The organism is Alloyangia mangrovi, from assembly GCF_002300555.2.
GTDB lineage: Bacteria > Pseudomonadota > Alphaproteobacteria > Rhodobacterales > Rhodobacteraceae > Salipiger > Salipiger mangrovi.
Map to the genome: position 1 here is coordinate 1 of NZ_NTHN02000049.1, position 17,413 is coordinate 17,413.

Here is a 17,413-nt window from a genome sequence, read left to right on the forward strand (position 1 = left end):
CGGGTCTCGGATGCTCGCCGGCCTGCTGGAGGACGGACGCCTCGGCGCGCTCTGCCTCGGGCCGGGCCTCGGGCTCGAGCGCGCGCGCGATCTGGTGCCGGTCACCCTCGCCGCAGGCCGGGCGGCCGTGCTGGACGCCGATGCGCTGAGCGCCTATTCGGAAAGCCCCGAAACGCTCTTTGCCATGGTGCATCCGTCGGTCGTGCTGACCCCGCATGACGGCGAGTTTGCCCGGCTCTTCCCCGATCTTGCCGCGCGCCTCGTCGCGCCTACGCAATCGGGGCCCGCCTTTTCGCGCGTCGACGCGGTAAGGGCAGCGGCCGATCGAGCGGGCTGCACCATCCTGCTGAAGGGCCCGGACACGGTGATCGGCGCTCCGGGCGGCACGGCCTCCGTCCATGCCGCGGTCTATGGGCGGGGTGCACCGTGGCTCGCCACCGCGGGAGCCGGCGATGTGCTCGCCGGGCTGATCTGCGGGCTCATGGCGCGCGGCGCCGCGCCGCTGCAGGCCGCGCAGACCGCCGCCTTCCTACATGTCGAAGCGGCGCGTCACTTCGGCCCGGGGCTCATCGCCGAAGATCTTGCCGAGGCGCTGGCCCCAGTCCTGCGCGACCTGGGGGACTAGGCGCACCGCTCTCTTATGGCTGGCCATGCGCTAATATGAGGTTAAGGCCGCAGCGGGTCCCGGGGCGATTTTTCCTCTCGCGTCGCCCGAGGCACTTTGTTAGATATCCGCCCGATCCAGGTGCCTTGCGCACCTGCGTGCGGGTGTGGCGAAATTGGTAGACGCACCAGATTTAGGTTCTGGCGCCTTTGGCGTGGGGGTTCGAGTCCCTTCACCCGCACCATTTTGAAATTGCTTATCATTTTTGCCCCTCCTCCGTTTCCTGATGGGCGGCTGCGAGAGAGTTTCGCAATCGGTTTCGCACGTTTCCGGTTCGTCCTGCCTCTGTTCTTGCTCTTCGAGACAGCGATCTCGCGCATCCTGTGCCTGCTTCGCTAGACGTGTTCGATCGGCGCCAGCGCTGTATTTGAGTGCCATGGCAAGAGAGCTGTGACCGGTGACGGCTTGGATCATCTGAACGCTGCAACCAGCGTCGGCCAGTTGCTTGGCTGCGGTATAGCGCCAGCCGTGGGGAACGAGCCTGCTCTTTCCATGCATCACTCCGATCGCTGCGCGCACTTCGGCGATGGCGGCCTGGACCTGGCGTAGCCCGAGAGGCTCCGTTGGAGATTTCGCTATGATGTAATCACCAGTGCGCTCAAGGGAATCGAGGTATCTTTTGAGTCGCCGGGGACAGGGGACTTCGCCGCGGATTCCGGTTTTCTCCTGTACGACCCAAATGACGCCTCTCGTCTTGTTGTAATCGTCCCACCGCATGTTCGCGCAGTCGCCAAGGCGCTGGCCGGTGCCGATGGCTATCTCGTAGGCGGTGCGAGCCAGGGTACAGTCATTCCTCTCACAGTAGGCTTCGTAGGCGGCTAACTTGGTGTCGGGCCAATGCGCATAGCTGCCGCCCTTGAGCTTAGTAATGCCCGCTGCTGGGTTGGCATCCAGCCATGCCAGTCGCATTGCATGTTTGAGCAGGATCGACAGGACGGCTATTCGCTCGTTCGCCTTGGACCAGGTCTCCTGAAGCGCAGCTTGGACTTTGAGCGCATCCGCATGTCGGAACTTCCGAACATCCAAATCCCCGTTCATCTCGCGGATGGCCTCGCAATGGGAGCGATAGTTCTTCTGGGTGCTTGCCTTCTTGTTCCTGTAGCTTGGGCTCGCGTAGAAGTCGGCGATAAGCGCGTTCCATGTAGTCTGGATCGCCCGCTTGGACCCGCCGCGCCTTGCTTTCCAGTAAGCAGCAGAGAATTCAGGGGTGTCCGGATCGTTTGGCAGCCGGACCCGGGTCTGTCCCTTTCGGAAGTAGATATATTCGCGGCCTTTGACAGCCTTGAACTCCAAATAGGGAAGGTCGGGTCGTTTCATGTCCTGAACTCCTGCTGTTCGACATCGGCGCCGCTCAGAATTGCCTTCAGATCATCAACAACCCAAAGTTCCGTGCCTCCGAGGAAGATGGGAGCCGGTAAGACGCCCAGACCGACCAGACGCCGAAATTCCATATGTGATAGGGACAACATTCTGGCGGCTTGCGTGGCACGGATCGCCAATCTCTCATACTTGGTCATTGGCGCCTCCAATTGCAGGCCGAGAAAGCTGATCGCACTAGTACGAGTGGCCCATGGCCGCTCCGAAAGCAGATCGCGCGGGAGCTGCTGCTCAGGGCCCCGGTTTGCGACCGACAAGTGAGTACGGAGGGGGTGTGAAGGTGGAGAGTACAGGAAGAAGACGTGCTCTCATGCCATTCAGGAAGCTGTTGGGAGCATAGGCGCGTAAAAGAGAAGGTCTTCATGGCTGCTTCTCGTGCTTTGGCAGCGCAGACGGGACAACCATCTTGCGTTTGATGAACTCGTCTAGAGCTCCATCTGGAACAAAGAAGCGATTGTTAAGCCGGAGATGGCGCAGCTCATTGGATGCAATGAGGCTACGGATCGTCTTTTCGGGCCATCCAGACGTAGTGGCGAGCTCACGTGGAGTCTGAAATCCTTGCAAAACGCTCTCCATTTTCTTGGCGAACTAGGAACGATCAGCTACGGTTGGGAATGAAGCGGTGCGATTGTGACTCGTTCGCGGATATTGGTAACATTTGATACCATAGGGTAACAATGAGCAGTCTGCAAGAGCGTTTATCGGCAATCAGAAAGGCAACGGGGCTATCCCAGGCAGCTTTCGGTGCCGAATTCGGCATCTCTGATCGTGCCTACAAAAATTATGAGCTCGGGATTCGTGAACTGCCGTTGGCCATCGCTCTTGGCATAGCTGACAAGTACGACGTGAACATCGCTTGGCTCCTGACTGGCGAAGGAGCCAGAACCGGCCCTGAGATGCGTGACGCGCTCAAAGCAGCAGTGATCGCTGTGCGCGAGCACTTCATTGAAGAGGGGCAGACCCCGAGCCCAGACTATGAATCTGACGTCGTACAGTACGTCTTTGACGAAATACTGCGCGAGGGAGGGCTCAACCCTACCCGCATGGATGCGTATTTCAAGACATTGAGGAAGGATTAGTGATGCAGAACATCATCTTAGCGGAGGCGCGAAAGGTTCTCGCCCAAGCGCGCGCTCAATCCAGTGCACGGCGCCTGGATCAGGCCCGCAATCGGTGCTTTCAGCTCGCTATCGCAGCTTGTGCAGTGGCCGGGCTTGGGTGGGCAGGTTTTGGCATCTTCTTCCTTAACGAAGGCCCTAAACTGGCAGCCGCTGCCTTCGCGGTCATTACCATACTGAGCATTGTCGTCGCATGGACGTCAGCCGCCTGCATGTCCTTCACGTCAAAGCCGAAGATCGAGACAATCCGATGAGCCTACAAACCACCGACTTGGGCTTCGAAGCCGACCTTTTCAAAGCTGCGGACCGGCTTCGCGGCAACTTAGAGCCATCGGAGTACAAGCACGTCGTGCTTGGCCTAGTCTTCCTCAAGTACATCTCTGAAGCCTTTGAAACCTATCATGCTCAGCTGGCTGCCGATGAATACGCGGATGCGGAAGACCCTGAAGAGTATCTTGCAGAGAATATCTTTTGGGTGCCTGCCGAAGCTCGTTGGACGCACCTTCGCGACAAGGCGCGTGATCCGAACATCGGCAAGTTGATTGATGACGCCATGGAGGCCATCGAGAAAGTACCAGCCAACGAAAAGCTCAAAGGTGTTCTCCCCAAGAACTATGCCCGTCCCACGCTGAACAAGGAAATGCTGGGCGATTTGATCGACCTGTTCTCCAAGATCGATATGCGCGGGAATGCTTCTGAAGCCCGCGACCTCCTTGGCCGGGTCTACGAGTACTTCCTGTCTGGCTTCGCCTCTTCAGAAGGTAAGCGCGGCGGCGAGTTCTTCACGCCGCGTTCCGTCGTGCGCACGTTGGTGTCCATGTTGGAGCCGAAGCAAGGCCGCGTCTATGACCCCTGCTGCGGATCGGGCGGTATGTTCATCCAGTCCGAGAATTTCATCGAAGATCACGGTGGCCGCCGCGATGACATCTCGGTCTATGGACAGGAAATCAACCACACGACTTGGCGCCTGGCGATGATGAACCTCGCCGTCCAAGGCATCGATGCCGAGATCAAGTGGAACAACGAAGGCTCGTTTATCCGCGATGAACTTCCCGACCTGCGTGCTGACTACATCTTGGCCAACCCACCATTCAACATCTCGGACTGGGGCGGCGAGCGGCTTACCGAAGATGTGCGATGGAAGTTCGGAACACCGCCGAAGGGGAACGCCAACTATGCGTGGCTACAGCACATCCTACACCATTTGGCTCCGCGCGGTACAGCAGGTGTGGTGCTGGCCAACGGCTCCATGTCGTCCCAGCAATCGGGCGAAGGCGACATCCGTAAAGCGATGATCGAAGCGGATAAGGTCGACTGCATGGTCGCCCTGCCTGGACAGCTCTTCTACTCCACCCAAATTCCTGCCTGCCTTTGGATCCTCGCAAACGACAAATCCGCCAATGGACATCGTGAGCGGCAAGGCGAGGTGCTGTTCATCGATGCGCGCCAGATGGGCCACATGGTCGACCGAGTACGTCGCGACTTCGACGATAGTGAGATATCCAAGATCGCAGACACCTACCATCGTTGGCGAGCCAAGGCGCCGGAGCAGCCCTACAAGGACGAGCCCGGTTTCTGCGCCAGTGCCGACTTGGAGTTAATCCGCAAGCATGACTACGTCTTGACGCCGGGCCGCTATGTCGGCGCAGCGGATGAGGAGGACGATGGCGTTCCGTTCGAAGAAAAATTCGCCACACTTGCGACGCAGCTCGACACGCAACTGACGGAAAGTGCCCGCATGGCCGACTTGATTCGCCGCACCCTTGGGCGCATCCCTACCCATACGGGGGGCAAGCAATGAAGCTGGAACTGTCCTCTTTCGAGAAAGCCCTCGCCTCGCTGCAAGAGGCATTGGCGGAGTACGACCGCACGCAGAGCCAGTTCGTCAAGGATGCCTGCATCCAGCGGTTCGAATACACCTACGAGCTGGCGCATAAGCTGCTGAAACGGCAGTTGGAGGCGATGTCGCCGAACCCGTCCGAGATCGACCAGATGAGCTTTCCGGACATGATCCGATCCGGCGCGGAACGCGGGTTGCTTGCCAATGGCTGGGATGAGTGGCGACGTTTCCGTGAGGCTCGGAACGCCACCAGCCACGCCTACAACGAGAAAAAGGCCAACGAGGTCTTCGAACGCATTCCGGCCTTTCGAGATGAGGCGGCAATCTTGCTGAAGCGCTTGCAGGAGCGGAGCGCGGAATGAGTGCCAAGATCGACATCAGCCCTGAACAGCTGGGTATCGTGCAAGGGATACTGAAAGTTCACCTTCCCAAGGGAACGCTGGCCTGGGCATTTGGTAGCCGCGTGACATGGACGGCCAAACCCTTTTCCGACCTGGATATCGCGCTGGAAGGGCCGACGCCGTTGTCATCCGATATGCTAGTCGATCTGGAAGAGGCCTTCGAGGCCTCCGACCTGCCATGGAAGGTGGACGTGATCGACCTGAACGCCGTATCGCCGGAGTTTCGGGCGATTGTGGAGCGGCGGAGGGTGCCTGCGGATTGGGAAGAGCACGTATTCGAAGACTGTATAGACCGTCTAATCGACTATCGGGGCAAAAGTCCTCAAAAATCTGACTCTGGTATCCCTGTACTTTCAGCAAAGGTAGTGAAAACCGAAGGTTTGGTTCGGCCAATCGAACAGAAGATCGCTTTGGATTATTACCCCAAATGGATGACACGTGGAATTCCGACAATTGGAGATGTGATTTTCACAACTGAGGGGCCTCTCGGCGAGGTAATTCAACTAGATGAGGAAACGTCAAAATACGCTCTAGGGCAGCGGATCGTGTGCCTGAGAGGCAAGAAAGGAAAACTAGACAACACGTTCCTACGGTACCTTCTGACATCCCCGCAACAGCGCGCAGTGATAGAGGGGCGAGCAACAGGAACAACAGTTTTGGGCATCAGCCAAAAGGCATTGAGACAGATGCCCGTGATCCTGCCTAGTATTTCAGAGCAGGAGGAAATCGGATCTACCCTTTCAGCGATTGACAACAAGATCGAGCTGAACCGGCGGATGAATGAGACGCTAGAGGCAATGGCGCGGGCGCTCTTTCAGGATTGGTTCGTCGATTTCGGCCCCACCCGCCGCAAGGCCGCAGATGTAACCGACCCCGCCGCCATCCTCGGCGGCCTTCTCCCCGATCCCCAAAAAGCCAACGCCCTTGCCGCCCTCTTCCCCGGCAACTTCGGAGACAATGGTCTTCCGGAAGGGTGGGAAGAGCGCCCATTTGTCGGTTTTCTTGACATCATCGGTGGCGGAACCCCCAAAACAAAAGTTCCTGAGTATTGGGGCGGAGAGGTGCCGTGGTTCTCAGTGGTGGACACTCCGCCTAAGGGCGGCGTGTTCGTTTGGAATACTGAAAAGACCATCACCGAGCGCGGCGTTACCGAAAGCTCTGTCCGGATGATCGAAGCCGGCACGACGATCATCTCGGCACGAGGCACGGTAGGGAACATCGCGATGGCCGCGCGTCCGATGACGTTTAACCAGTCTTGCTACGCATTGCGTGCGGTTAACCCAGTTGGCGATATTTTCATCTACCTCGCAACCGAACGCATGGTCGAACGGCTCAAGGCCATGGCCCATGGATCTGTGTTCTCGACAATCACCCGCGCGACATTCGAAAGCCTAAACTTCGCATGGGCGGGCAAGGACGTGTTCGCAGTCTTTGAAGGCTTGGTCGAACCAATGTTCGAGTTGATCAAGGCAAATGGCCAGGAAAGCCAAACCCTCGTCGCCACCCGAGACCTCCTTCTCCCAAAACTCATGTCCGGCGAAATCCGCCTGGTTGGCGCGGAGGATGCGGCGTGAAATTAGTTCCCAACTTCTGCCGCTCTTTTCAGGAAGAAGCCGCTCGTGTCTGGGCCGATATGTCGGATGCGGCCCGGTTCGATATCGCGCGGGGTGAAGAAACCACGACGGAACATTTACTCCTTCGACTTGCGCGCAAGCATCATGGACGGGGCCTGACGATTAAAACCTTCACGAAGGATGTTGAACGGGACAACGGCGCGGATTGGGGGTTCTGGTTCGGCGATGGTCACAATCGCGGACTGCCAGTAAGGGTGCAGGCAAAGCGGCTCTATCGGAAGTCCGGTCGCTACGACCAACTTTACCACCCGTACAACGGACCGTCCAAGAGCGGCCAGACCTGGGCCAACCAGTGTGAGGCGATGTTGGGCTGGCGGGATGGAGCGGTGCCCCTCTATGTCTTCTATAACGACGACGGCCTAGGCGCGCGCAGGTTCTGGTCAGCCCACAAACGACTGTACTGGCGCATGTGGTGCGGATTTCCTTTTTCCTCGCCGGAGTGGGGTATCAGCGCCGCCAGTGCACTTGCGATCAAGTCGGCGGATTGGGGCAAAGATAATCGCCCCGGCGACTTCCCGATGATCCCTTGGCACTGCCTTGTATGTCCGTGTTGTTGGGACGATCACCCCACGGACACATCCCTCCCATCACTGATCGGGCACGGTCTGCAGCAACTCTACAACTACAGTATGGGTGACGCTGAAGAAGATCTCGCAGCGCCTACAGGCTTGGGTTTTTTCGTTTGAGCCGACCGACAACATCCCAAGCTGGGTAGGTTTGCTGCGGGAAGGTGGCGAGAGTGAGAGCCTTTTGCATGAGGAAATGGCCCGCCTGAACCTGAGAGGGATTGCGATCCTCGAGGAGACGGAAACCCGAGATGAGTGACCTTTACCCCAACATCGACGCATTTTGCCGCCACTGGACCAATGCATCGATGCTCCAGCATACCTACGAGGCACTTGAGCGTGAATTCAAAGCCGGGAACGACGGCTGCATCGACGCTGCAAAGAGTATCCTTGAATGCGCCTGCAAGACCTTGGTTGAAGAACTAGATGATCCGATCAACCCTATCCGGGAGCGCTCAGACAGCCCCATAAAAAGTGACAACCCAAGCCTTGGTAATTGGCTGACTGCCGCAATACGCCTTCTCAATCTCGTCGATGACCGTACAGACCCTTTGAACAAGGTAATTTCACAGTACAACACATTGACTGTTGAACTTGGAAATTTTCGAAAAAAGGCTGGGCCGCTCAGTCATGGCAAGTTGGGCTTTGTAAGTCGACTAAGCGAACATCATCGACGGATGGCAATAATTGCAGCCGATACGGTGATCGGGTTCCTACATGATGCCTATCTGGATCAACAGACAGACCCAGTGCGCACCTTCGAGCCTTACGAGCGCTTCGGCGTATTCAATGACAAAATTGATGCACATATTGGCTTTGTGGGTGCGCGGATAGAAGACGGCAGACTGATTGTCGGCATTGAGCTGGAAGAGTTCGACACCAGGCGCATTGATGTCAGCGTCTCCCAGCTGCTGTTCGGTGTAGAGCGGCAGACCTATAAGGAAGCACTCCGCCGGACGGCTGCTCTCCCGCTTCCTTTATCCGAAGAGGAGGCCGTCGATGATTAACGAAGATCTGGTCGAACAAGCCGCACTGGCAATCCTGCAGGGTGAAGACATTCCCTATCTGGGAGCGGACGTGATCTCCCCTGATGGCACAGCTCCCGAGCGTACGTCCTATGAGGAAGTTTTGCTGATGGGGCGGCTGCAGACCGCTGTTGCGAGGCTGAATCCCCACATCCCGGAAGGTGCTCGCCAAGACGCGCTGCGCCAGATCACCGGCGCAGCCTCGCAAAGCCTGACCGAAGAGAACCGACGCATACACGCGCTTCTGGTCAATGGTGTGGATGTCGAATTCAAGGCGGATGACGGGACGATCCGCGGTGACAAAGTTTGGCTGATCGACTTCGTGGGTTCTCAGGCTAACGACTGGTTGGTGACAAACCAGTTCACTGTGATTGAGGGTAAGCACAAGCGCCGCCCTGACTTGGTTGTGTTCTTAAACGGCTTACCGGTGGCGGTGATCGAACTAAAGAACGCCGCAAGCGAGGCCGCTACGATCGAAGATGCCTTCGCCCAGCTTCAAACCTATAAGCAGCAGATCCCATCCCTGTTTCGTACAAACGCTGTCTTAATCGGTTCGGATGGTTTGCTGGCGCGGATCGGCTCACTGACGGCCAATGAAGAGCGGTTCATGCCATGGCGCTCTGTAACTGGTGCTGCGGAGGACTTTACCCCTGAAGGCCCGCAGGAGATGGAGACGCTTCTGAAGGGCGTATTCGACAAAGGCCGCTTCCTGGAACTGCTACGGGATTTTACCGTATTTGGTGACACAGGCGATGGCCCCTTCAAGATTATCGCCGGCTACCACCAGTTTTTCGGCGCACGAAAGGCCTTGGCGAACGCAATCGAGGCTTCAAAGCCTGAGGGTGATCGTCGCATCGGTGTAATCTGGCATACTCAGGGCTCAGGGAAATCGCTGCTTATGGCCTTTTTTGCAGGCTTGCTGGTTCGAAGCCCCGAGCTTCAGAACCCTACTCTGATTGTACTCACGGACCGAAACGACCTCGACGACCAGCTGTTCCAAACGTTCGCGACCACTAAGGACCTGATCCGGCAAACCCCAGAACATGCTGAGAGCCGGGACGAGCTCCGCGAGCTTCTAGCGCGTCAATCCGGTGGGGTAATATTCACAACCATGCAGAAATTCGCTCCCGAGCAAGGGGAGGAGCACTTTCCTACATTGACTGACCGCCGCAACGTCATCGTGATCGCCGATGAAGCGCACAGAAGCCAATATGGGCTGAATGCCAAAGTGAGCGCCAAGACTGGCGAACGAAAGTACGGCTATGCTCACTACGTCCGGCAGGCACTCCCGAACGCCTCATTTGTTGGCTTTACCGGCACTCCAATTGAGACTGCCGATGTAAACACACCTGCAGTTTTCGGCGGCTATGTTGATATTTACGACATCACGAGAGCGGTCGAGGACAAAGCTACGGTTCCCATCTACTATGAAAGTCGCTTGGCTCGCATCGAGTTGGACGAAGACGAAAAGCCCAAGATTGATGAAGAAATCGCCGCCATCCTGGAAGACGATACCCTATCGGAGCAGGAAAAGGCTAAAGCCAAGTGGAGCACGGTTGAAGCGCTCGTCGGCGCAGATAAGCGTCTGAAGCAGGTCGCCGCGGACTTGGTCGAGCACTTGGAGGCTCGGACCGCTGCTTTAGGCGGCAAAGCCATGGCTGTTTGTATGAGCCGCCGTATCTGCGTTTCACTGTACAATGAAATCGTCAAACTGCGTCCGGAATGGCACTCGGACGCTGACGAAGCTGGAGCCGTAAAAGTTGTTATGACCGGCTCAGCGTCCGATCCTCTGGAATGGCAGGAGCACATCGGCAACAAGAAGCGTCGAGACGACTTGGCCAAACGCGCGCGTACGCCGGATGATCCGTTGAAGCTTGTGATCGTGAGAGACATGTGGCTGACGGGTTTCGATGCGCCAAGTATGCACACGATGTATGTCGACAAGCCTATGCGCGGGCACGGTCTGATGCAGGCCATTGCGCGCGTAAACCGAGTTTTCAGAGACAAGCCGGGCGGGCTGGTGGTCGATTACATCGGCATCGCCCAGAACCTGAAAAATGCGCTGTCGCAGTACTCCGATGCAGATCGGGAACGAACCGGGATTGACGAAGAGCAGACCGTTGCCTTGCTTGCCGAGAAGCTCGATGTAGTGCGTAGCATGTTCAGCGGTCATGACTACAGCCTAGGGCTCAGCGGCACCGCGCAAGCCCGTTTGAAAGCCCTGGGGGATGCCGTTGACTGGATCGTCGGACAGCAGACCAACAAGGCTCAAGCCTCGCCAACGGAAGCTGAAAAGAAAAAAGCAGCTATCACGATTTCAGGATGCTTGTCTTGAGATGTCACGCGCTTTTGCGCTGGCATCTTCCAGTGACCTAGCAAAATCTGTGAAGGACGAAGTAGGGTTTTTGCAGGCTGTTCGCGCAGCGATGGCGAAGACATCAGCCAAAGGCAAACTATCCTCACGGGCAAAAAAACTTTGCGATAGAACAACTTGTCAACAAGGCTGTCGCCGACGCCGAAATCGTCGATATATTGAAGGCTTCCGGTATCAAGACCCCGGATATTTCCATCCTGTCAGATGACTTCTTGTTGGAAGTTCATTCTATGGAGCGAAAAAAACCTTGCTCTGGAAGCGCTCAAAAAAGTTGCTCAACGGAGAAATTAAGAGCCGAACCAAGCGCAACGTTGTTGAAAGCCGGGCATTCAGCCAGCGACTTGAGGAAGCCGTCGCTCGTTACCATGCCAACGCCATCTCGACCGTCGAGATGATTCAAGCTCTTATTGATATTGCTAAAGACGTCAAAGCCTCCGCCATGCGCGGTGAAGCTGAAGGGATGTCAGATGATGAACTGGCGTTCTATGATGCCTTGGCACAAAATGACACCGCCGTTGAAGCAATGGGGAATGAGCAACTGCGTATCATCGCCCATGAATTGCTGGATCAAGTCCGCCGCAACGCTACGGTCGATTGGCACAAGAAAGAAAGTGCGCGGGCCAAGATGCGGATTCTTGTACGCCGCATCCTTCGAAAATACGGCTATCCTCCTGACCTATCAAAAGAAGCTATTCAGACCGTCTTAGAACAGGCCGAAGCGCTGCTGCACGAGATCACATGATATAAAACCTTGCCGCCCTTGGCGGCAGCCGCCTTTCCGTCCCCTGCCTTGTGGGGGCGATGTCCTCCAAAGCGGCGGGGACCAGGCCCGACCCGCTCGCATCACGACGGGCCGTAGGGACGGGCTTGGCTCTTTGCCTCTAGCGAGAAGGTCCATATTGGCCACGCCAGTCCGACCGCTGCCGCGCGAGATGGTGGCTTGCGGCGGACAAAGCGTCTCGGCGCGCTTGCTCAGGCCTAGTCGAGTTGACCGGTACCTCCCTCAGCTGCCCGAGCCGGTACCAGCGCGAGACCGAACGAAGCCAGCCTTCTTCCCTATCGAAGTCATAGTCGTATCCGAGCACTGGCGAGGTTGTGACCCAAGGATCGTCGATCGTCGGGTGGCCGTGCACATCACCGTCGGCGCGCACGACATCACCGTCGCGCCAGATCAGGAACCAATTATCGATCATCGGGGCGTCCTGAAGATCATCTGGTTCGGGGCCGGCTTCCGCTTCGTCGAAAGCCGCCAGCAAGTCTTCTCCGTTGATATAGCGCATTACCTCGGATCCTTTGTTCTGGGCGTCATCGGCGCGGTTGGAGGCGCGAAGCGTCACTCGAAAATTTCGCCGAGTGGGATGTCCCCCGCTGGTCCGCAATCATAGGCGAGCAGCTTAAGCAAGACGACGTCCTGAACCAACCCACGCTCATCTGATTGCAGCCCCGACTTACGGACGTAGAGGTCCCAAAGGCCATCGGGACGCGCCGACAACCGGAAGACCTTTCCTCGTGCTTCATCGGTGAATGTAATCCGCATCGCCGCTTCATCCTCCTCGACCTCGGTGAAGACCTCACAGTGCTGGTGGATGGGGCGCATGGCCTGCTGGAATCTTTGCATAGTCTCTGCAGCCGTTCCGGGGGAGCCATCGTCCCACCGGGCTTGATCCACGAGCATCAGAGTGCTGCCGAATAGCTCGCGGTACATGTGTTCCACTTGGATGGGCTCTGCCCAATCTGCCATGCGGGTCATAGGTCCATATCCGATTTCGAGGTGGGGGATGAGAGTGCTTCCATGATCTGGCGATCGGCCTCTGCTTGGTGCAAGCGCGCCAGCTCGTAGTCCTTCAGCGCGACCTTGATGGTGCTGATCTCCGGGCCGCCCTGATACGTGATCTCATAGGTCGCGACGCAGTCCGGCATGATCGCATCTTCGGCGACGCGCGGAGACTTGAAGTCGTACTCGACGGAGGCGTTGAACGGTCCACCAGCTGCGCAGGTGCGAAATTGGCGCTCGCTGGTACGATTTCCGCCAAGATCCTCTACGAACGTCTGCACCGGTTGGCCGTCGAGGTCCGCGATGAAGCCATCGGTTCCCCAGGCGTAGAGGAGGGTCATCGACTGCCCCTGCATCTCCGCCTTGGAAGGTTGCCCGTAAAGCTCTTCTAGCTGGGCTTTCAGCGCTGCAGGCTCGGGGGCCTTTTCAGTCGGCTCCTTCAGCACCCGGAACAGTGCCAATGGACGTTTCCCGAAGGCTTCAGTAGCCAGGAACGCCGTGATGTGGTCTTGCGGCGCGTTGGCAAGACGCCCCTGCATGCCGACATCGCCGATCTCACGGGTCGCTTCATAGCGTAGGTCAAACGCCTTTCCCTGTGGCGACTGAATGCGCAGGCGGCGCTCTGTCTGTGTCGGCACTGCCTGCGACCGCTCAGCGAAAAGTGCAGCCAGATCATCGACTGGATCACCCGGCCGCAGGCCGAGGAGCTTGTAAGGGTATGGCCGCGCCTCGATGCCGCCGACCGCATGCAAGTTTTCGGCGGTAGCCGACCCGCTCGCGGCACAAAGGGACACGATAGCGGAAAGCGCAAACGACGACACGCGACAAGAACCGGACAGAACTGAATTCATCTCAACACCTCCAAATATCCCGTAATGGGATAATACCAAAACAGGATTACGCGGCAAGGGTATGACCCTTTTGGAGAGCGGCGATTGGCGCGTAGTCTCAGAACACCGGGGCATCTCGCGCTGCTTGACGCGCTGACGGATGCCCGCAAGGCCGCTGGAATGACCCAGCAGCAACTCGCAGACCGCATGAAACGACCCCAGTCGTTTGTCGCGAAAGTGGAGGGGGGGAGAGCGGCGCCTGGACGTCGTCGAGTTCGCCGAGTGGACCATCGCCCTAGGGGCCGACTATGGCGATCTGCTAGGGCCTGTCCTGCGCTCTGTTGGCGGTGAAGACGCGACAACTTCGCGCCGCTGAGGCGATGCTACTTGCTGCGTCTGAGGAACCCACGGGCGGGCTTCTCTGGCTGGGCCTCCGTCGTCTCGAGGGGAGGCGCGTCCTGCAATGATCTTTCCATGCCGCTCAACGATGCGCGCAAGTCCTTTTGCAACTTCGCGAGCATATCTTCTTGTTCGGCCAATCTGGTCATGCAGTCTTCCACGCCTTTGCCGAGCTCTTCGACGCAAGACAGCAACTCGCGCTCCAAGTTCGTCAAGGTCATCCTCTACTCCTCTTGATGAAGACAGATGCGTCCAGCCCCGGTCCCCAGCGGACAGCGTGTCGGCACGAGGCCAGGCGGCAGGGCGATCAGTTCTCCAAGGCCGCCAACGCCCCGGATCGTCCTGCTGTCTTGCAGCGCCTCGGGTGGTTGCGCCAGGCGCGGGGTCGGCGTGGGCTGATTGCTGGCGATCATCAACGTCACCGCCAGGAATGACCCGCTGAGCGTCAGCGCAGCCATTACTCCGCCTACCAGCGCCACCCGCGCGAGCGTGTGCCGGGTCAGCAGCCTGTTGAGCCGCAGGCTGCGCGCTTGGAGCGCTTCGATCCTCTCCTCGATCGCGTGCAGGGTCTCGGTCGTCTCGCGGTTCAGGCTGTGCAGCCGCTTGCGGGTCTGGTTCTCGAACTCGACCGTATCGCTCCTGATTGTAGAGAAGGCGCTTCTGGCGCTCGTCGTCCACGCGCCGCTTAAGCTCTTCAACTGCGATTCCAGTGAGTCGAGCTGAGAGGTCAGCAGGCTGTCCATGTTCGCCTGGATGCGCGGGTTGAGTTTGCTCTGCGGTCCAGGTTTCATCGAAGATCGCTCCTTTCAGACGCCAGCGCTCGCCGCTGTCTGGGGCCAGTACAGTGAGGTATGCCTTGCCCTTGCGGGGAAGTTTGAAACCGATCTCGGTCAGCGCCGAAATCATCGACCCCCGGTCCCGGATCGCGCCGACCGCTATCTGACCCTCGATCCAGCTGTTCAGCTGCTCGCGCGTGGCGGCGCGTGGCGGTTCCTCGGGCACGGCCTGCGTCTGCCGAGCGCGCGCCGGATCGAGCGGATCGGCCCAGCCATGCAGCCGGTTCTCCAGATCCACGAAAGCGCTGAAGGCGGTCTCGTGGCCGGGCGGGGCAATGTTAAGGCTCTTGCGCGTTGAAAGCTCCATACGGGGCATCAGGAAGTGCAGCTCGACGCGCCCGGCGTGGGTGTGGCGCACCCAGAGCATGTCAAACTGGTCGGCCTCCAGCCCGGCACAGGCGAAGTCCTCGAACCGTTGGATGACCGCACGCTGCTGCTCTTCGGTCGGCGCGTCCTCGGCGGCGAAGCTGATGACACCGCTCTTGTAGCGCCACTGGTGCGGTACCGCGTCGATGAGCGCCTGCATCCGCGCAGGCGTACCTTCGACGACCTCGGGGAGCGTGGCACGCCGATCCCAGACCTGCTGCCCGCGCTCGTCCCGGATCGCGTTGCGGTGCTCGTCGTAGGCCTTCACCGTCTCGGCGACCAAGTAGGCAACGGCGGGGGCAGCCGGTCCCTGGCCATGGGGAAAGAACTTCACCATCATGAGCGTCCGTCCTCCCGCAGGCCGTCAAGTTGTCGCTCGATGGCGACCAAGCTGGCAGCAATGGCCAACGTATCCAGCCGGTCGTAGACCTCCAGCTTGCGCGCCGCGTTGAGCGCACGGGCGATCTGGTTGAGGTTGGCTCCGATACGCGACAGGGCGACCAAAAGGTCCGGGTCGGCCTCGGGGACCACCTTTCGATGACCGGAGCGCACCAATGGCAACCGCTCGCGAAGCAGCTCAGCCAGCGGACGCCGGGCGCGGCGGGCTTCCGCCTCAAGGCGCGCCTTCTCCGAAGCAGAGCAGCGGAACGCGATGGTTTCGGTCAAAGGCTCGGCGTATTTGAGCGTCCTGCTCTTGGCGGGGTTCGAAGGGGCGGCAGGCCCATCGCATGGTCCCGTGTGCAACACGGGTGACCTTGCTGTCTGTCGATCAGTCACGGACGCACCTCGCCTGTATAGCGTCTTAGTTCAGCCACGAGTGCTGCAATGGCCGCGTCGCCGCGTGTTGTTTTTCGCGCCAATCCGATGAATGCTGCCGCCGGATTGCGCACCGCGAAGCGGTCATGCCTCTCGCCGTTTCTGTCCGCAATGACCAGGCAGAGCAGCACGCGCAGCTCTCCCAACCGGTCGCGCGCCGCATCCCATTCCAGCCCGGATATCCCCAGCATCTGCGCCCGTTCTCGTGCCGCCAGCGCCAGTGTTCTCATGCTGGGTCGGGCCCCTTCGTCCGCCGCTTCGGCGTAGACCTGAATGACCTCGGCCATCTCGTCGCTGGCCAACAGACAGACCTGCGCCGGGCTAATCGAAACCGCGGGCTCGGGCCTACAGGTTTCGATTTTTTTATCTCTCTTGGTATCAGGTCGGACCAAACTGTCCGACGGCGCGGTCTGAACTGTCTGACCGGAGGCGGGTGAAAACTCGGCGAGGATGACCTCCAGCGCGTCGATCAGCGCGGACATCCGACCGGCCTCCCGGACCTCGGAGGGCCGTAGACGCGGGAAGGCCTCACGCGCTGCAATGAGCGCCTTCGGCGCATCGAGGCTGCGAATCTGCCGGATCAGATCGTTCAGCCGGTTCCGGTCCTCCTGCAGCCCTTCCGCCGCGCGCGCTGTACGACGGATGCGCGCCAGCAGCTCCGGTGTACGCTCGATGAGCGGCGCGAAGTTGATGCCGCCCGCCGAGACGATACGGCCGTCCTCGCTGCGCCGTCCGAAACGCCGGCCATTCGCCGCGCCGGTCCGGAGAACCAGCCCGCGCTCCTCCAGCCGGGTCTCTATTCGCGTGATCCTGCGGATGTGGAAGTTCATGCGATCGGCCAGACCCGCGACGCGCTCCCAGACGGCGCAGATGCGGCCGGGCAAGAAGTCCTCCGCGCGGGCCAGCCTGAAGACGCAGCGTAGATAGGCCAGATCCTCGTCGCGCAAGCCCAGTTCGGTGCGCAGCTTGGCGAGCATGTCGAGCAGCTCGAACGGTTTCACGCCTGAGGGGAGGCCGCAGTGGGTCAGAGTGATGCTCATGGCGCCACCCCAACACTTGCAGCAAAGGAGGCGGCGGAGTATGCTGCCGGAAGATCTACTTTTGTGTTGCCGTCGGTGGAAGTTGCAGCTTCCCCGGCGGTTTTTCTTTGCCTGAAAGCCATTCCAGCGCGTTTCGCAGAGTCATGGTTCGTTCTACCTATGTCTTGCGAAATTTTTCGACCAACCATCTGATTAGACGTATTATTCGTCGAATTTAGGTTCTGGCGCCGCAAGGCGTGGGGGTTCAAGTCCCTTCACCCGCACCATTTTCCTCGGTTCTCTAGGCAAGACCGGCCAGCGTCACGGCTCTATGGATCACCTCTGCAGGGGACCCGTCGCGCATTAAGAGAATA

Annotated in this window: 20 protein-coding genes, 1 tRNA gene and 2 pseudogenes; 14 read left to right on the forward strand and 9 right to left on the reverse strand. The window is 58.9% G+C overall.

Going from position 1 to position 17,413, the window contains the following annotated elements; all coding sequences use genetic code 11:
* Both CLG85_RS20835 and CLG85_RS20840 read left to right on the forward strand, forming a co-directional pair.
* Nucleotides 1-625, forward strand: a 625-nt coding sequence (locus tag CLG85_RS20835) for an ADP-dependent NAD(P)H-hydrate dehydratase (RefSeq protein ID WP_260349943.1), incomplete at its 5' end; no start/stop codon positions are given.
* Nucleotides 626-764: 139 nt separating this feature from the next.
* Nucleotides 765-848 (forward strand) — tRNA-Leu (locus tag CLG85_RS20840).
* Nucleotides 849-1,033: 185 nt separating this feature from the next.
* Here CLG85_RS20840 and CLG85_RS27500 read toward each other — a convergent pair.
* Both CLG85_RS27500 and CLG85_RS20850 read right to left on the reverse strand, forming a co-directional pair.
* Nucleotides 1,034-1,981 (reverse strand): annotated as a pseudogene (locus CLG85_RS27500) (site-specific integrase); the annotation flags it as partial.
* Nucleotides 1,978-2,181: an AlpA family transcriptional regulator gene (locus CLG85_RS20850; RefSeq protein WP_095881460.1), complete on the reverse strand. Its 204-nt coding sequence runs from the start codon at nucleotides 2,179-2,181 to the stop codon at nucleotides 1,978-1,980. The pseudogene CLG85_RS27500 and the gene CLG85_RS20850, both read right to left, overlap by 4 nt.
* A 537-nt stretch (nucleotides 2,182-2,718) precedes the next feature.
* Between CLG85_RS20850 and CLG85_RS20855 the strand changes: the two genes are divergently transcribed.
* The 10 genes and pseudogenes from CLG85_RS20855 (at nucleotide 2,719) to CLG85_RS20900 (ending at nucleotide 11,741) form a co-directional block, all read left to right on the forward strand.
* On the forward strand, nucleotides 2,719-3,120 hold the full coding sequence (locus CLG85_RS20855; protein ID WP_095881459.1) for a helix-turn-helix domain-containing protein: 402 nt from the start codon (nucleotides 2,719-2,721) through the stop codon (nucleotides 3,118-3,120).
* A 2-nt stretch (nucleotides 3,121-3,122) separates the two neighbouring features.
* Complete coding sequence (locus CLG85_RS20860; RefSeq protein ID WP_095881458.1) at nucleotides 3,123-3,413, forward strand: hypothetical protein; 291 nt, start codon at nucleotides 3,123-3,125, stop codon at nucleotides 3,411-3,413.
* Complete coding sequence (locus CLG85_RS20865; RefSeq protein WP_095881457.1) at nucleotides 3,410-4,960, forward strand: class I SAM-dependent DNA methyltransferase; 1,551 nt, start codon at nucleotides 3,410-3,412, stop codon at nucleotides 4,958-4,960. The genes CLG85_RS20860 and CLG85_RS20865 overlap by 4 nt, the downstream gene beginning before the upstream one ends.
* Nucleotides 4,957-5,361, forward strand: a complete 405-nt coding sequence (locus CLG85_RS20870; RefSeq protein WP_095881456.1) for a nucleotidyltransferase substrate binding protein — start codon at nucleotides 4,957-4,959, stop codon at nucleotides 5,359-5,361. Before CLG85_RS20865 ends, CLG85_RS20870 begins: the two co-directional genes overlap by 4 nt.
* Nucleotides 5,358-6,974 carry a restriction endonuclease subunit S gene (locus CLG85_RS20875; RefSeq protein ID WP_095881455.1) on the forward strand — a complete coding sequence of 539 codons (1,617 nt, stop codon included), beginning with the start codon at nucleotides 5,358-5,360 and terminating at the stop codon, nucleotides 6,972-6,974. The genes CLG85_RS20870 and CLG85_RS20875 overlap by 4 nt, the downstream gene beginning before the upstream one ends.
* The gene (locus tag CLG85_RS20880; RefSeq protein WP_260349944.1) at nucleotides 6,971-7,720 is read left to right on the forward strand and encodes a DUF6615 family protein; all 750 of its coding nucleotides are present in this window, start codon (nucleotides 6,971-6,973) and stop codon (nucleotides 7,718-7,720) included. Before CLG85_RS20875 ends, CLG85_RS20880 begins: the two co-directional genes overlap by 4 nt.
* Nucleotides 7,721-7,851: 131 nt before the next feature.
* Nucleotides 7,852-8,607, forward strand: a complete 756-nt coding sequence (locus CLG85_RS20885) for an abortive infection family protein (protein ID WP_095881453.1) — start codon at nucleotides 7,852-7,854, stop codon at nucleotides 8,605-8,607.
* A complete protein-coding gene (locus CLG85_RS20890) occupies nucleotides 8,600-10,960 on the forward strand; it encodes a type I restriction endonuclease subunit R (RefSeq protein ID WP_260349945.1) in 2,361 nt (786 codons plus the stop codon). The genes CLG85_RS20885 and CLG85_RS20890 overlap by 8 nt, the downstream gene beginning before the upstream one ends.
* Before the next feature lies 1 nt (nucleotide 10,961).
* A pseudogene (locus CLG85_RS27845) lies at nucleotides 10,962-11,184 on the forward strand (type I restriction enzyme endonuclease domain-containing protein); the annotation flags it as partial.
* A 62-nt stretch (nucleotides 11,185-11,246) separates the two neighbouring features.
* Entirely contained in the window at nucleotides 11,247-11,741 is a 495-nt protein-coding gene (locus CLG85_RS20900; protein ID WP_260349946.1) for a DUF3387 domain-containing protein, read from the forward strand.
* Nucleotides 11,742-11,880: 139 nt separating this feature from the next.
* Here the strand turns inward: CLG85_RS20900 and CLG85_RS20905 are convergent, their stop codons facing one another.
* The 3 genes from CLG85_RS20905 to CLG85_RS20915 are packed head-to-tail and all read right to left on the reverse strand — an operon-like array spanning nucleotide 11,881 to nucleotide 13,624.
* The gene (locus CLG85_RS20905) at nucleotides 11,881-12,279 is read right to left on the reverse strand and encodes a DUF6634 family protein (RefSeq protein ID WP_095881451.1); all 399 of its coding nucleotides are present in this window, start codon (nucleotides 12,277-12,279) and stop codon (nucleotides 11,881-11,883) included.
* Nucleotides 12,280-12,332: 53 nt separating this feature from the next.
* On the reverse strand, nucleotides 12,333-12,749 hold the full coding sequence (locus CLG85_RS20910; RefSeq protein WP_095881450.1) for a hypothetical protein: 417 nt from the start codon (nucleotides 12,747-12,749) through the stop codon (nucleotides 12,333-12,335).
* On the reverse strand, nucleotides 12,746-13,624 hold the full coding sequence (locus CLG85_RS20915) for a hypothetical protein (RefSeq protein WP_141244485.1): 879 nt from the start codon (nucleotides 13,622-13,624) through the stop codon (nucleotides 12,746-12,748). Before CLG85_RS20915 ends, CLG85_RS20910 begins: the two co-directional genes overlap by 4 nt.
* A gap of 186 nt (nucleotides 13,625-13,810) precedes the next feature.
* Between CLG85_RS20915 and CLG85_RS20920 the strand changes: the two genes are divergently transcribed.
* Nucleotides 13,811-13,954, forward strand: a complete 144-nt coding sequence (locus CLG85_RS20920) for a hypothetical protein (protein ID WP_260349954.1) — start codon at nucleotides 13,811-13,813, stop codon at nucleotides 13,952-13,954.
* A 32-nt stretch (nucleotides 13,955-13,986) separates the two neighbouring features.
* Here CLG85_RS20920 and CLG85_RS20925 read toward each other — a convergent pair whose 3' ends face one another.
* A complete protein-coding gene (locus CLG85_RS20925) occupies nucleotides 13,987-14,223 on the reverse strand; it encodes a hypothetical protein (RefSeq protein ID WP_235865340.1) in 237 nt (78 codons plus the stop codon).
* 3 nt (nucleotides 14,224-14,226) lie between these two features.
* Nucleotides 14,227-14,745: a hypothetical protein gene (locus tag CLG85_RS20930; protein ID WP_235865339.1), complete on the reverse strand. Its 519-nt coding sequence runs from the start codon at nucleotides 14,743-14,745 to the stop codon at nucleotides 14,227-14,229.
* Here CLG85_RS20930 and CLG85_RS20935 point away from each other — a divergent pair.
* Nucleotides 14,744-15,136 carry a hypothetical protein gene (locus tag CLG85_RS20935; RefSeq protein ID WP_235865338.1) on the forward strand — a complete coding sequence of 131 codons (393 nt, stop codon included), beginning with the start codon at nucleotides 14,744-14,746 and terminating at the stop codon, nucleotides 15,134-15,136. The two genes, CLG85_RS20930 and CLG85_RS20935, sit on opposite strands and share 2 nt — an antisense overlap.
* A gap of 404 nt (nucleotides 15,137-15,540) precedes the next feature.
* Here the strand turns inward: CLG85_RS20935 and CLG85_RS20940 are convergent, their stop codons facing one another.
* Both CLG85_RS20940 and CLG85_RS20945 read right to left on the reverse strand, forming a co-directional pair.
* Nucleotides 15,541-15,870 carry a plasmid mobilization protein gene (locus CLG85_RS20940; RefSeq protein WP_235865337.1) on the reverse strand — a complete coding sequence of 110 codons (330 nt, stop codon included), beginning with the start codon at nucleotides 15,868-15,870 and terminating at the stop codon, nucleotides 15,541-15,543.
* A gap of 107 nt (nucleotides 15,871-15,977) precedes the next feature.
* Nucleotides 15,978-17,060: a helix-turn-helix domain-containing protein gene (locus CLG85_RS20945; RefSeq protein WP_095881446.1), complete on the reverse strand. Its 1,083-nt coding sequence runs from the start codon at nucleotides 17,058-17,060 to the stop codon at nucleotides 15,978-15,980.
* Nucleotides 17,061-17,413 lie beyond the last annotated feature (353 nt).